Consider the following 12,722-nt stretch of genomic DNA (forward strand, 5'->3'; position numbering starts at 1 on the left):
CCCCGGGGGCGCGCCGGCGGTGTCGAGGTCCTCGTCGAGGCGGGCGCGCACGGCGCCGAGGCCGGCCTCGCCGCGCCCCGCGCCCCGCCAGCGCTCGAGGCGCGCCTCGGCTTCGGTGAGGAGGCGCTCCTCCCACTCCCAGGAGCTCCGGTAGTGCTGGGACAACACGGCGAGGCGGATCGCGGCCGCGTCGTGGTCCTTCAGGAGCTCGCCCGCGAAGACGAGGTTGCCGAGCGACTTCGACATCTTCTCGCCACCGAGGCGGACCATGCCGACGTGCATCCAGTGGCGGACGAAGGGCTCCCCCGTCGCCGTCTCGGACTGCGCCGCCTCGCACTCGTGGTGCGGGAAGATGAGGTCCGCTCCCCCGCCGTGCAGGTCGATCGTCGTACCGAGCTCGCGCAGCGCGAGCGCCGAGCACTCGATGTGCCAGCCCGGCCGTCCCGGGCCCCACAGCGACTCCCAGGCCGGCTCGTCCTCGAGGGAGGGCTGCCAGAGGACGAAGTCGAGGGGGTCGTCCTTGAAGGGGTCGTCGGGGTTGCCGCCCCGCTCCGCGGCGAGGAGGAGCATCTCGTCGCGCGACAGCCCCGAGATCTCGCCGAAGCGGGAGAACGAGGAGACGTCGAAGTAGACCGCCCCGCCCGCCTGGTAGGCGGCGCCGGCGTCGAGGACCTTGCCCACGCAGCGGAGGATGTCCGAAATCGCCGACGTGGCGCGCGGCTCGGAGTAGGAGGGCAGGAGGCCGAGGGCGCGGATGTGCTCGTCGAAGCGGGCGGTCTCCTCGGCGGCGAGATCGAGGTAGTGGACGCCGAGGCTGCGCGCCTTTCGCAGGAGGTCGTCGTCGACGTCGGTGACGTTGCGCACGCAGCGCGTCTCGTGGCCGAGGTCGCGCAGCCGTCGCTGCAGCACGTCGTAGGCGAGGTAGGTCGCGACGTGGCCGAGGTGCGCCGCGTCGTAGGGGGTGATCCCGCAGGTGTACATCGTGACGACGGGCCCCGGTTCGAAGGGGACGGCCTCGCCACGACGGGTGTCGAAGAGCTGCACTCAGCGCTCCGGGAGGCCCGGGAGCTTCACCGCGACGTGGGTCTTGTAGCGGATGTTCACGTTGAGGAGGACCGCCGTCAGCGCCTCGACGGCGTTGGCCGAGGCGAGCGAGCCCGCCTGCACCGCCCGCAGCCCCGGCACGGCCTCGACGAGGCGGCCGGTCACCTCGCCCGCCTCACGGTCGTCCGCGCAGACGAGGACGTCGCAGTCGAGGGCGTGCGCGAGGTCGCCGAGCTCGCGCGCCGGCAGATGCTGGAAGGCGGCGGTGACCCGCGAGCCGGGGAGCACCGCCTGCACGCTGGCGGCGATCGAGCCGCGCGCCGGGACGAGCGCCTGGAACTCGTTGCCGACGCGGGCGAGGGCGTTCACCATCGAGACGACGACCTTGCCCGAGAGTGTCTCGGCGTGGTCGCGCGCCGTCGAGACGGCACCGTCCCAGGGGGTGGCGAGCACGACGACCTCGGCACCGGCGGCCGTCGCGTTGTCGACGCCCACGATGTCGAGGCCGAAGGTGCCGGCCTCGGCGATCACCTCGGCGGCGACCTCCTCGCCGCGCGCCCGGTCCCGCGAGCCGAGCAGCACCGACACCCCGTTCGCGCCGAGGCGGACGGCGAGGGCGCGTCCCGCCGGCCCGGTCCCTCCGATGATCCCTGCTTGCATCTCGCCACCCTTGCACAGCCGCGTACGCCTACGGCAACCCCGCGCCGGCACCTCAGCGATAGGCGGCGAGGACCTCGAGCGCTCGGTCCGCGTGGCGGTTCATGCGGGTCTCGCTCTTGATCACCTCGAGCAGCCGCCCGCTGCGCCCGATCACGAAGGTCCAGCGCTTGGTGGTCAGCGGCCCGAAGGAGCGCCGCACCCCGAAGCGGCGGGCGACCGTCCGCTCGGCGTCGGAGAGGAGCGGGTAGTCAAAGGAGTGCAGCGCCGAGAAGCTCTGCTGCTTGTCCACCCCGTCCGCGCTGATCCCGACGCGCGCCGCGCCGTGCGCCGCGAACTCGCCGGCCAGGTCACGGAAGTGGCAGGCCTCGGCGGTGCAGCCGGAGGTCATCGCCGCCGGGTAGAAGAAGAGCACCACCGGCCCCCCGGCCCACAGCTCCGAGAGCGTGACGGGCCGCCCCTGTTCGTCGGGCAGGGTGAAGTCCTCGATCTGGTCGCCAACTTTCATAGACCTTGTCAACGAATCGCCGGCGCCGCTTATTCCGGGCGTGCGGGGCGCACGCCGCTGCGCGACCATCCCCCGATGGCCGCACCATGCCGAGAGCCAGTCGCGGCACCGGTCGTGCTCCGCCTCCTCACCCCCGAGCGGGCGCGCCGGATCTGTGACCGGGCGCCCGACGTCACCGACCACTGGGCCCCGGACTTCCCGAGCGAGGGGGACCGCGAGGCGGCCGGGGCGCTGCTGCGCGACCTCGACCAGGGGCGGGCCCCGGGCCCCTTCGGCCCCTACGAGGTGATCGAGACCGAGGGCGGGAGCGTGGTCGGGGGGATCAACTTCCATTCCGCACCCGACGCGGAGGGCGCCGTCGAGGTCGGCTACGGGATCGTCGAGAGCGCGGCGGGGAGGGGCTACGGCACCGCGGCGCTCGCCGCGCTCGTCGAGGTGGCGCGCGGTGGCGCGGTGGCGGTGGTGCGTGGCAGGGCCCTCCCCGAGAACACCGCGAGCCGTCGCGTGATGGAGAAGGCCGGCCTCTCCTTCGTCGGCATCACCGACGGCTACGCCTGCTACCAGCTCCTCCTCGCCGCGCGCGCCGTCGTGGAACACTGGGACGGGGACTGAGAGACGATGCGCAGCGCGAGCGGTGGAACCGACACGACCGGCGACGAGGGGCCGCTGCACCTCTGGCGCGACCCGCGCGGCCCGGTGCTCGCGGCGCTGATGATGACGATGAGCCTCGCCGCGCTCGACAGCACGGTCGTGACGACGGCGGTCCCCTCGATCGTGCGCGACCTCGGCGGCTTCGGCCTGTTCCCCTGGCTCTTCTCGATCTACCTCCTCACGCAAGCCGTCACGGTACCGATCTACGGCCGCCTCTCGGACCTCTTCGGCCGCAAGCCGATCCTCTTCGTCGGGATCGCGCTCTTCGTCGGCGGCTCGCTGCTGTGCGGCATCGCCTGGAACATGGAGTCCCTGATCGCCTTCCGCGGCCTGCAGGGCCTCGGCGCGGGTGCGATCGTCCCGATGGTGCAGACGGTCGTCGGCGACCTCTACACGGTGAGGGAGCGGGCCAAGGTCCAGGGCTACACGGCGGGCGTCTGGGGGATCGCCTCGATCCTCGGCCCCTCCCTCGGCGGCGCCTTCTCGCAGTTCGCGAGCTGGCGCTGGATCTTCTACATCAACCTCCCGATCGGGATCCTCGCCGTCGTGCTCCTGCAGCGCCACCTCCACGAGGGCGTCGCCCGCCGCTCGCACCGCATCGACTACGCCGGCGCGGTCGTCCTCACCGTCGGCCTCAGCACGCTCATCTTCGGCCTGCTGCAGGGGGGAGCGGTCTGGCGCTGGTCCTCGCCGCTCGAGATCGCCGTGCTCGTCGCCGGCGGGGTGCTCGTCGCGCTCTTCGTCGTCATCGAGCACCACGTCCCCGAGCCGATGGTCCCGCCGTGGGTGATGTCCCGGCGGCCGCTCGCCGCGGGCAACGTCGCGAACATCGCCCTCGGCGCGGTGCTCCTCGGCCTCACCAGCTACGTCCCCGCCTTCTCCCAGGGCGTCCGCTTTGTGGGGCCGCTCGTCTCCGGCCTCGTCGTCGCCGCGGTGACCCTCGGCTGGCCGATCTCCGCGGGCTTCGCGGGGCGCATCTACCTGCGCATCGGCTTCCACTCGACCGGCGTCATCGGCGGCGTCCTCACCCTCGTCGGCTCGCTCTGCTACGTGACGCTCACCGCGCACAGCCCGGTGGTGGTGATCGCCGCCTACGGGGTGATCATCGGCCTCGGCCTGGGTCTCATCGCGACCCCCGTCCTCATCGCGATGCAGAGCCTCGTCGGCTGGGAGCGCCGGGGGGTGGTCACCGCCTCGAACATGTTCTCCCGCTCGATCGGCAGCGCGGTCGGGGTCGCGATCTTCGGCTCGGCCGCCAACTCCTCGCTCGCCGCCTCCATCAGCCGCGCGCCGAAGGCGATCGCCCTCGAGCTGCCGAGGAGCGTGAACGTCACCTCGCGGATCCTCGGCGGCGGCCGCAGCACCCTCCCCCGCGCCGCCACCGCCTACCTGCGCACCGCCCTCTTCGAGGCGACGCACACGGTCTTCTGGGGCCTCGTCATCGCCGCGGTGATCGGCCTCGTCGCGGTGATCGTCATCCCCCGCTCGACCGAGCCCCTCGAGCTGCCCGACGACGCCGCGAGCCCGGCCGACGGCGTCCCCGCCGTCGCTGCCGTCGCCGAGCAGGCGTAGCGGTGGCCGACCCCTCGGCGCCCCTCCGGGTCCGACGGGGCCTCACCCTCCCCGCCGAGGAGCTCGAGTGGTCCTTCTCCGGCTCGGGCGGGCCCGGCGGCCAGCACGCGAACACCGCGAACACCCGTGTCACCCTGCGCTTCGACATCGTCGCCTCGCGCGCCCTCGGCCCCCGCCAGCGCCAGCGCCTGCTCGAGCGCCTCGGTCCGGTGGTGCGCGTCGTCGCCTCCGACGAGCGCTCCCAGCTGCGCAACCGCGAGCTCGCCCGCGAGCGCCTCGCCGCGCGCCTCGCGGCCGCCCTCGTCACCGAGACGCGGCGCGTCCCGACGAGGCCGGGGAAGGGCGCCGTCGAGCGCCGCCTGCAGGAGAAGCGCGCGCTCGCCTCGAGAAAGCGCGACCGCCGGCCCCCGGGCGCCGACGACTGAGAGCCCTGTCTCAGCAGCTGGCGGCGGCCGCGGCGAACAGCGGCCGGAGGTTCTCCTCGGTGCTCACACCGGTGGCCTCGTCGACGCCCACCCAGAGGAGCGGCGCCCCGTCGTGCTCGGCGACGGCGCGCTCGGGCGCCTCGGTGAAGAGCAGGTAGCGGAAGTCCAGGTGGCGGTGGGCCCCCGGCCCCGGGACCTCGACCACGACCACCTGGCTGAGCGGCGCCGGAGCCGGCATCCCTTCCCACGTGAGGTCGCGCAGGCCGGACTCCTCCGCCGCCTCGCGGCGGGCCACAGCGAAGGGCTCCTCCTCGCCGGGATCCGCATGACCACCGAGCTGGATGAAACCCCCGACCTGCTCGTGGTAGCGGAGCAGGAGGCGCCGGGAGGGGCGGTGGACGACGAGCGCGGAGCCGGTCACGTGCAGCGGGCTGGCGCGATCGAGCGCCGCGGCGCAGTCGCCGAGCGCGGCGAGGGCCCGCGCCGTCTCGGCGTCGACATCGGGGCGCGCGAGGCACGCCGCGACGAGCGTGGCGAGCTCCCCCACCGCGCCTTACAGTTCGAGCGTCGGCGGGTAGAAGACCTGCTCGAGGCCGAGCGCCGAGGAGCAGAGCCCCTGCTCGTGGGCGTAGGCGGCGGCCGTCTCGAGGAGGTCCTTCTGCTGGGTGACGCCGTAGGTGTAGATGTCGGTGGCGAGCGCCTTGCCGGTCGCGCCGTCGATCACCCCGGCGTCGAGGTAGGGGGCGAGCAGCCCGGCGCCGTCGGCGACGGTCTGCAGCTTGGAGTCGAGGAAGGCCGAGTAGAGGTTGAGCACCACCCAGGGGAAGCGGCGGACGACCTCGCGGGCGACGACGACGACGCTCAGCGCGGGGAAGAAGCCCGTCTTCTCGTGGTAGCGGCGGGCCTCGGCGCGCGGGTCGGCGAAGAGGCGCTTCGCCGAGTCTCCCTCCGCGAGGGCGCCACCGGCGAGCAGGGCCGCGTCGAGCTCGCCGCCGACGAGGGCCTCGGCGACCGAGGAGTCGCGCGAGAGGAGCTCGCCCGCGGCCTGCGGCCCGCTCCCGTGCTCACCGACCCAGTCGACCGACGAGCCCGCGACCCCGAACTCGTGGGCGAGCGCGCCGCGCGCCCAGAGTGCCTCGGAGCCGCCGAGGTCGGCGACGCCGACGCGCTTGCCGGCGAGGTCGCCGGGGGCGCTGATCCCGGCGGCGGGGCGCACGACGAGCTGGGTGTGCGGGAAGCCGCGCGTCGTGAAGATCGGCACGCCGACGAAGGAGTCGTCACCGGCGCCGACCGCCGCGAGGTGGTGGGCGAGGGGGATCTCGGTCACCTGGGCGCCCGCGGGCGCGCCGCCGGCGCCGAGGCGCGAGGTGCGCAGGTCGATCCCCTGGGCGCGCGAGCGCCCGCTCAGGAGCGCCTCGTTCCGTGCGTTGGACAACAACGCCGCACTGAGCTCGATGTTCGACATCCCGCCTCCTAAGCGCGCCACCGCCCCGCTGAATGCGCGTTGGATCGTCCCCCGTGCGCGGGCGGCGCAGATCGCTGGCGATGCTACGCAGCGCGCCGCGCGCTGTCGAGGTGTGCAAAAAGTGCCCGCGGGGCCCTGTGCTACCTTCCGCCCGTGCGGCAGCCCCCCGTCGCGATCGAGCTCAGGGCGACGCCGCCCGTTCCCCCCGCCCTCCCCGCACCCCTCGACCCCGAGGCCTCCGCCGTCGCGCTCGCCGGCGCCCGCAGCGCGCTCTTGGAGGAGCGTCGCCTGCTCACCCGCGAGGAGCTCGCGGCCCTCGCGGTCCTTCCCGACGGGGAGCTCGACGCCCTCGCCGCGCTCGCCCACGAGGTGCGCCTCGACCGCGCCGGCGCGACCGTCGAGATCGAGGGGATCCTCTCCGCGAAGACCGGCGGCTGCCCCGAGGACTGCCACTTCTGCTCGCAGTCCGCGCACTTCCCGACCCCTGTCCGCCCGGCCCCCTTCCTCGACACCGAGGAGGTACTCGCCGCGGCGCGCGAGACCGCCGCCCTCGGGGCCAGCGAGTTCTGCCTCGTGCTCGCCCTGCGCGGCCCCGACGAGCGCACGATGCGACGCCTCGAGGAGCTCGTGCCCCTCGTCGCCGAGCGCACCGGCGTGCGCGTCGCCGTCTCCGCGGGGATCCTCAGCGCCGAGCAGGCGGCGCGCCTCGCCGCCGCCGGGGTGCACCGCTACAACCACAACCTCGAGACGGCTGCCTCGCACTTCCCCGCCGTCGTCACCACGCACAGCTACGCCGAGCGCTACGCGACCTGCGAGGCGGTGCTCGCGGCCGGGATGGAGCTCTGCTGCGGCGCGCTCCTCGGCCTCGGCGAGAGCGACGCCCAACGCATCGAGCTGCTGGAGGACCTGCAGCGCCTCTCCCCCGGCGAGGTGCCGGTGAACTTCCTCAACCCGCGGCCGGGCACCCCCTTCTCCGAGCGCCCGCTCCTCGGGGCGCGCGAGGCGATCCGCTGGATCGCGCTCTTCCGCCTCGCCCTCCCCGACGCGATCCTCCGCTACGGCGGCGGGCGGGAGCTCACCCTGGGCGAGCTGCAGGCCGCCGGCCTCTCGGCGGGGATCAACGGCCTGATCGTCGGCAACTACCTCACCACCCTCGGGCGTGCCCCCGAGGAGGACCTCGCGATGCTCGCCGCACTGGAGATGCCGATCGGCGCGCTCGGCGACGTGCTCTGAGCGACGCCCGAGCGGCCCACTGCAGCGGCTGCGGCCGCACCCTCGCCGAGTGCGCGGGCTGCGGCCGACCCCTCGACCCTCCCCGCTACTGCAGCGTGTGCGGCACGAGGCTGCGGGTCCAGCTCACCCCGGCACGCGCCCTCGTGAGCTGCCCGCAGCACGGCACCCTCAACGCCCCGGCCGCCCCGTGAAGGTGGCGGCGATCGCCGCGTAGCAGCGCGCCCGCCCGTCTCCGTCGCCGGCGAAGACGGCCCCCCGCCGCTCCTCGAGGAGCCACTCGAGGTTCTCGCGGTGCACCACCTCCCGCCGGTCGAAGCGGTTGAGCAGCACCGAGCACGCCACCCCCGGAAGGGCGCGGCCGATCGCCTCGGTGGCGAGGGCGACGTCGTTCAGCGCGCCGAGGCCGGCGGGGGCGACGAGCAGCACCTCGGCGGGCCGCAGCGCCCCGAGGAGGGCGAGGCCGTCGGCGCCGAGGGCGTGCGGCGAGCGGAGGCCGCCGACGAGCTCGACGACGGCGACGTCGTAGGCGGGGGCCCCGGCCGCGTCGAGGAGCGAGGCCGCCAGCCAGCCGAGCACCTCGCCGCGGCGCGGCTCGGGGCGCCCGTGGCGGCGCGCCGCGATCGGCGGCGCCGCCGCCGCCGGGTAGCTGAAGCGGTCGTCGGTGACGACGTGCGGTGGCTCACCGCTCGCCTCTGCGAGGCGCTCGGCGTCGGTCGCTCCCTCCCCGGGGGAAAAGGACTGCAGCGGCTTTCGTGCCGCGACCCGCAGGCCCGCCCGGACGAGCGCGCCGACGAGCTCGACGGCGACGAAGGTCTTGCCGACGTCGGTGGCGGTGCCGACGACCACGACGGTCGGCACCGAGGGGGCCGCCCGGGGAGGCGCCGGGCGGGTCACCGTGGTGAGGCCGAGGCGGCCAAGCGCCGCGGCGAGGGCGGCGATCTCCTCGGCCGAGTGCCGCGCGGAGAGCGTGGCGCGAAGGCGCGAGCTCCCGGAGGGCACCGTCGGTGGACGGATCGCGGGGACGTAGAAACCCTCCCCGGCGAGCGCCGCCGAGGCGGCCAGGGCCTCGGCGGCGCCTCCGACGACGACGGGCACGATCGGGCTCCGGTGGCCGGGCGCGAGCAGCGCGACGTTCGCCGCGAGACGACGGACGAGCGCCTCGCCCTCGGCGGAGTCGAGGATCTGCAGGGCGCGCGCCGCGGCGGCGGCGTCTGCGGGGCTGAGGCCGGTGGTGAACAGGTAGCTGCGGGCGCGGTTCTCGACCAGGTCGACGAGGGGCGCCGCACCGGCGACGTAGCCGCCGAGGCTGCCGAGGGTCTTGGAGAGGGTCCCGACGTGCAGCAGCTCCCCGGGAACGGCAGCGGGCGCCACCTCGAGGACACCGTGCGCCTCGTCGAGGATGAGCAGCGCGCCGTGCGCGGCGCACAGCGCCGAGAGCGCGGGGAGGTCGACCGCGTCGCCGTCCATCGAGAAGACGAGCTCGCTCACGACGAGCGCCGGCGGCGGCGTGCGCGCGAGGAGGGCCGAGAGGTGCTCGAGGTCGAGGTGGCGGTAGATGAGGGTCGGGCTGCGGGCCAGGCGGCAGCCGTCGATGATCGAGGCGTGGTTGAGCGCGTCCGAGAGGACCGCCGAGGCGCTCGCGGCGAGCGCGCTCACGACGCCGACGTTGGCCGTGTACCCGCTCGAAAAGACGAGTGCCCGTTCGCTGCCGTGATGGGCGGCGAGCGCCTCCTCGAGGGCGGCGTGCGCGGGGCGGGTGCCGGTGACGAGGCGTGCCGCCCCCGCCCCCGCCCCGTCGCGCTCGAGTGCCTCGCGGGCCGCGGCGACGACGCGCGCGTCGCGGCCGAGGCCGAGGTAGTCGTTGGAGGCGAAGGAGACGAGGCGCTCCCCGCTCTCGGTGTCGATCAGCCCCGTCTCCCCGGCCACGGCGAAGACCCGCCGCCGCCGCCACTGCTCGGCGAGGCGGATCGCGTCGCTGGCCGCGGCGGCGCGCCCGCGCCAGCTGCCGTCGCCTGCGCTCACCGGCGCGCCGGTGTCGCTTCCGCGGCGCTGCGCTCGTCGAGCGCGCCGCGCAGCGCGCGCACGATCCGCTCCACCTCCCCGGCCGTGGTCGTGAGCGGGGGGACGATCGGGATCACCTCGCCGACCGAGCGCAGCAGCACCCCGCGCTCGACCGCGCCGGCGGCCACCCGGCGGGCGCGGTCGCCACCCCCCGCTGCGAGCTCGACACCGATGAGCAGCCCGCACTGGCGGACCTCGCGCACGAGGGGGTGTGCCGTCACCTCCTCGGCGAGGCGGCGGCCGAGGAGGTCGGCGATCCCGGCGACGTGGGTCGCGAGGGCCGGGGCACAGACGAGCGGGAGGTGTGCGAGGGCGACCGCGGCGGCGAGGGCGTTGCCGCCGTAGGAGTGGCCGTGCAGGAGGGTGCGCTCGGAGCGGTCCTCGCCGAGGAAGCCGGTGAAGACCTCACCCGAGGCCACCGTCGCCGACATCGGCAGGTAGCCGCCGGTGATCCCCTTGCCGAGGCACAGCAGGTCGGGGCGGACGCCCGCCCGCTCGCAGGCAAAGAGGGCGCCCGTGCGGCCGAAGCCCGTGGCCACCTCGTCGGCGATCACGAGCACCCCCATCTCCTGCGCGCCGCGGCAGAAGCGGGCGACCTCCTCCGGGCTCGTCGTGAGGATCCCCGAGGCCGCCTGCACGAGGGGCTCGAGGACCACCGCGGCGAGCTCGCCGCGGTACGCGGCGACGAGCGCGAGGGCCTGCTCGGACCAGCCCGCGTGCGCGTAGCCGGGGGCGCGCAGCACCGGGAAGCGCAGCGGGTCGAAGCGCGCCGTGCCGAAGGCGCCGTCGCCGAGCGAGAGCGCGCCGATGGTGTCGCCGTGGTAGGCGTCGGTGAGGGCGAGGAAGCGGTCGCGCCCCACGATGCCGGCGTTCTGCCAGTACTGGAAGGCGATCTTCAGGGCCTGCTCCACGGCCGAGGCGCCGTCCGAGGCGAAGAGGAAGTGCGGGGAGTCGACGGGGACCACCCCGGCGAGCGCCTCCGCAAGCTCGAGGACGACGCGGTTCGCGTTGCCGAGCATCGTCGAGTGGGCGATCCGCCCCGCCTGCTCGGCGAGCGCCGCGTCGAGCTCGGGGACGCGGTGGCCGAGGGTGATCACCCACAGCGAGGAGATCGCGTCGAGGTAGCGCCGGCCGTCGACGTCGATCAGCTCGCGCCCCTCGGCCCGCTCGACGACGATCGGGGCGTTGGCGGCGAAGGCCGCCATCTGGGTGAAGCCGTGCCAGACGACCGCCGCGTCGCGGGCGACGAGCGCGTCCGCCGACCCGGGCCCACCCCCGAGCAGCGGCTCGGGCGGCACCGCGGTCGTCACCGCTCGACCGGCCCGCACCGGCCGGGGTCAGTCGCTGATCGAGAGCGCCTCGGTCGGGCAGCGACGGACGGCCATCTCGAGCTTCTCGCGCAGCGCAGCCTCCGGGTTCGCGTTGACGACGACACTTTGGTAACCGTTGTCCCCTTCGCGTACCTGGAAGATCTCCGGAGCCGCCTCTTCGCACTGCGAATGGCCCTGACAGATGTTGAGGTCGACGACGATGTTCATGGCAGTCCCCCTGTCCTTCCCCGCCTTTCGCCGGACCATAGCTGCTCGCGGAACGGCGAGTCGAGGGCGCCGCGACGACCCGCTGACGAGGGTCGACGCCGTCGCGGCACCTCCGCTAGTCTCCCGTCGTTCCAGGTAAGCAAGGTGATGTCCGCGCGCTTGCGGAGGCCCCGAGCGGGCGCTTGCGACGGGCATCGGGCCCCGCAGCGCCGCTACGGGCCGCTTTCGGGGGTACCCACAGGAGGGAGCGTCAGTGGCTGAGCACAAGGTGGTGGAGGTCCGGGCGACGGGACGCCTTCCCGAGATCGTGGCGCAGGACGTGCAGTCGGTCCTCGACACTTACCAGGAGGGCGGATGGGAGCTGATCACCGTGCAGCCGGTGATCTACAACTCCTCGACGACGGGTTACCTGCTGCTCTTCTTCCGCAAGCCCTGAACGCGGCGCGCCGCGCGCCCCGGCCCGGCGAGCGGCCGGACAAGCGACGAGAAAGAGAAAAGGCGCCCCCTTCGGGGGCGCCTTTTCGTGAGCGGTTCAGCTCACCAGTTCGTCTCGACGATCTCCTTCGTCGCGTCCCGCCACGGAACGCCACGGGGGATGAGCATCTCGCCGGCGCGGACGTTCCGGTAGGCCTCGGGGTCCGTCCCGACGAGCGCCTTGCCCTCCTTCACGCCCTCCGCGGCGTCGAGGAGGAGCTGGCGGGCGGCCTGGATGGCGTGGTCGGTCGAGCCGAGGGCCTCGAGCCAGCGGGGCTCGATGGGGCCGCCGCCGAGCGCCGACTGCAGCGCGAAGTCCTGGGTGTTCACGCCCTCGATGCCGGTGAAGGTCTTCGTCCGCTGCACCTGGCGGTCGATCATGTAATCGTTCGACTTGTTGCGCTTCAGCCAGTGGGTGCCCGGGATGTAGTCGTCGGGGTGCCGGCCGTTGCGGCGCTCGCCCTCGAGGAACTTCTCCCGCGGCAGCGGCGTCGCGTCCGTGGAGGCGTAGTGGATGTTGTAGACGAAGACGTTCTCGTCGTCGATCGGCACCCAGATGTGCCCGTCGAGCGCCGGCGTCTTCGCGGCCTTGCCCTCGCCGTCGACGAGGCTCGCCCGCATCTGCTGGTTCGGCATCATGAACTGGTAGACGCGGATGTAGCTCTGGTCCTCAGAGACGTTGCGGATCGAGCCGTAGGTGAAGCCCCAGGGCTTCTGGTCCACCTCGAGCTTGGGGTGCGGGTCCCGGCTGCGCAGCAGGTTCTGGTTGGTGATGTCGTTGTTGTGGGCGAAGCTCGAGTGCGCGGTGTCGATGCCGCCCTCGATCGCCTGCAGGTAGTTGCAGTGCTCGCCGGTCTTGGAGACGCCGATGTGGGTCGCCGGCACCCGCATCCACTCGTAGTCGGGGGGAGCGGGCATCTCGCGCGTCGGGCCCATGTAGGTCCAGACCACCGCGCCGGCCTCGTAGGTCGGGTAGGCCTTGATCGAGACGCGCAGCCGGAACTTGGAGTACGGCGGCTCGGAGGGCATGTCGACGCAGTTGCCCTGGGTGTCGAACTTCCAGCCGTGGTAGACGCAGCGCAGCCCGCACTCTT

Annotated in this window: 14 protein-coding genes; 5 read left to right on the forward strand and 9 right to left on the reverse strand. The window is 74.1% G+C overall.

Annotated elements, in window-relative coordinates; translation table 11 throughout:
* The 3 genes from VNF07_08235 to VNF07_08245 all read right to left on the reverse strand — a co-directional run.
* Positions 1 to 1,044, reverse strand: a 1,044-nt coding sequence (locus tag VNF07_08235; GenBank protein HVB06213.1) for a cysteine--tRNA ligase, incomplete at its 3' end; no start/stop codon positions are given.
* Positions 1,045 to 1,704 carry an NADPH-dependent F420 reductase gene (gene npdG, locus VNF07_08240; GenBank protein HVB06214.1) on the reverse strand — a complete coding sequence of 220 codons (660 nt, stop codon included), beginning with the start codon at positions 1,702 to 1,704 and terminating at the stop codon, positions 1,045 to 1,047. It abuts the gene before it with no gap.
* Positions 1,705 to 1,756: 52 nt separating this feature from the next.
* Positions 1,757 to 2,209, reverse strand: a complete 453-nt coding sequence (locus tag VNF07_08245; protein HVB06215.1) for a peroxiredoxin — start codon at positions 2,207 to 2,209, stop codon at positions 1,757 to 1,759.
* A gap of 75 nt (positions 2,210 to 2,284) precedes the next feature.
* Between VNF07_08245 and VNF07_08250 the strand changes: the two genes are divergently transcribed.
* Genes VNF07_08250 through arfB form a run of 3 tightly spaced genes read left to right on the forward strand, consistent with a single transcriptional unit; the run spans position 2,285 to position 4,857 of the window.
* Positions 2,285 to 2,821, forward strand: coding sequence for a GNAT family N-acetyltransferase (locus VNF07_08250; GenBank protein HVB06216.1), 537 nt, complete (start codon positions 2,285 to 2,287; stop codon positions 2,819 to 2,821).
* Between the two features lie 6 nt (positions 2,822 to 2,827).
* The gene (locus VNF07_08255; protein HVB06217.1) at positions 2,828 to 4,432 is read left to right on the forward strand and encodes an MDR family MFS transporter; all 1,605 of its coding nucleotides are present in this window, start codon (positions 2,828 to 2,830) and stop codon (positions 4,430 to 4,432) included.
* A gap of 2 nt (positions 4,433 to 4,434) precedes the next feature.
* Positions 4,435 to 4,857: an alternative ribosome rescue aminoacyl-tRNA hydrolase ArfB gene (gene arfB, locus VNF07_08260; protein HVB06218.1), complete on the forward strand. Its 423-nt coding sequence runs from the start codon at positions 4,435 to 4,437 to the stop codon at positions 4,855 to 4,857.
* 10 nt (positions 4,858 to 4,867) lie between these two features.
* Here the strand turns inward: arfB and VNF07_08265 are convergent, their stop codons facing one another.
* Together VNF07_08265 and VNF07_08270 are read right to left on the reverse strand one after the other, a co-directional pair.
* Positions 4,868 to 5,404 carry an NUDIX domain-containing protein gene (locus tag VNF07_08265; protein HVB06219.1) on the reverse strand — a complete coding sequence of 179 codons (537 nt, stop codon included), beginning with the start codon at positions 5,402 to 5,404 and terminating at the stop codon, positions 4,868 to 4,870.
* A 6-nt stretch (positions 5,405 to 5,410) separates the two neighbouring features.
* Positions 5,411 to 6,322 (reverse strand): hypothetical protein, encoded by a 912-nt coding sequence (locus VNF07_08270; protein ID HVB06220.1) that lies wholly within the window; start codon positions 6,320 to 6,322, stop codon positions 5,411 to 5,413.
* A gap of 153 nt (positions 6,323 to 6,475) precedes the next feature.
* Here VNF07_08270 and bioB point away from each other — a divergent pair, with 153 nt between their 5' ends.
* Positions 6,476 to 7,555 carry a biotin synthase BioB gene (gene bioB, locus VNF07_08275; protein ID HVB06221.1) on the forward strand — a complete coding sequence of 360 codons (1,080 nt, stop codon included), beginning with the start codon at positions 6,476 to 6,478 and terminating at the stop codon, positions 7,553 to 7,555.
* 168 nt (positions 7,556 to 7,723) lie between these two features.
* Here bioB and VNF07_08280 read toward each other — a convergent pair whose 3' ends face one another.
* The 3 genes from VNF07_08280 to VNF07_08290 are packed head-to-tail and all read right to left on the reverse strand — an operon-like array spanning position 7,724 to position 11,154.
* Positions 7,724 to 9,577, reverse strand: coding sequence for an aminotransferase class I/II-fold pyridoxal phosphate-dependent enzyme (locus VNF07_08280; GenBank protein ID HVB06222.1), 1,854 nt, complete (start codon positions 9,575 to 9,577; stop codon positions 7,724 to 7,726).
* Positions 9,574 to 10,926, reverse strand: a complete 1,353-nt coding sequence (gene bioA, locus VNF07_08285) for an adenosylmethionine--8-amino-7-oxononanoate transaminase (GenBank protein ID HVB06223.1) — start codon at positions 10,924 to 10,926, stop codon at positions 9,574 to 9,576. Before bioA ends, VNF07_08280 begins: the two co-directional genes overlap by 4 nt.
* A gap of 27 nt (positions 10,927 to 10,953) precedes the next feature.
* Positions 10,954 to 11,154, reverse strand: coding sequence for a ferredoxin (locus VNF07_08290; GenBank protein HVB06224.1), 201 nt, complete (start codon positions 11,152 to 11,154; stop codon positions 10,954 to 10,956).
* A gap of 253 nt (positions 11,155 to 11,407) precedes the next feature.
* On the opposite strand from VNF07_08290, the gene VNF07_08295 reads away from it, so the two are divergent.
* Complete coding sequence (locus VNF07_08295; protein HVB06225.1) at positions 11,408 to 11,590, forward strand: hypothetical protein; 183 nt, start codon at positions 11,408 to 11,410, stop codon at positions 11,588 to 11,590.
* A gap of 101 nt (positions 11,591 to 11,691) precedes the next feature.
* On the opposite strand, the gene VNF07_08300 is transcribed toward VNF07_08295, so the two are convergent.
* Positions 11,692 to 12,722, reverse strand: a 1,031-nt coding sequence (locus tag VNF07_08300) for a Rieske 2Fe-2S domain-containing protein (GenBank protein HVB06226.1), incomplete at its 5' end; no start/stop codon positions are given.

It is taken from the genome of Acidimicrobiales bacterium, assembly GCA_035533595.1.
GTDB lineage: Bacteria > Actinomycetota > Acidimicrobiia > Acidimicrobiales > Bog-793 > DATLTN01.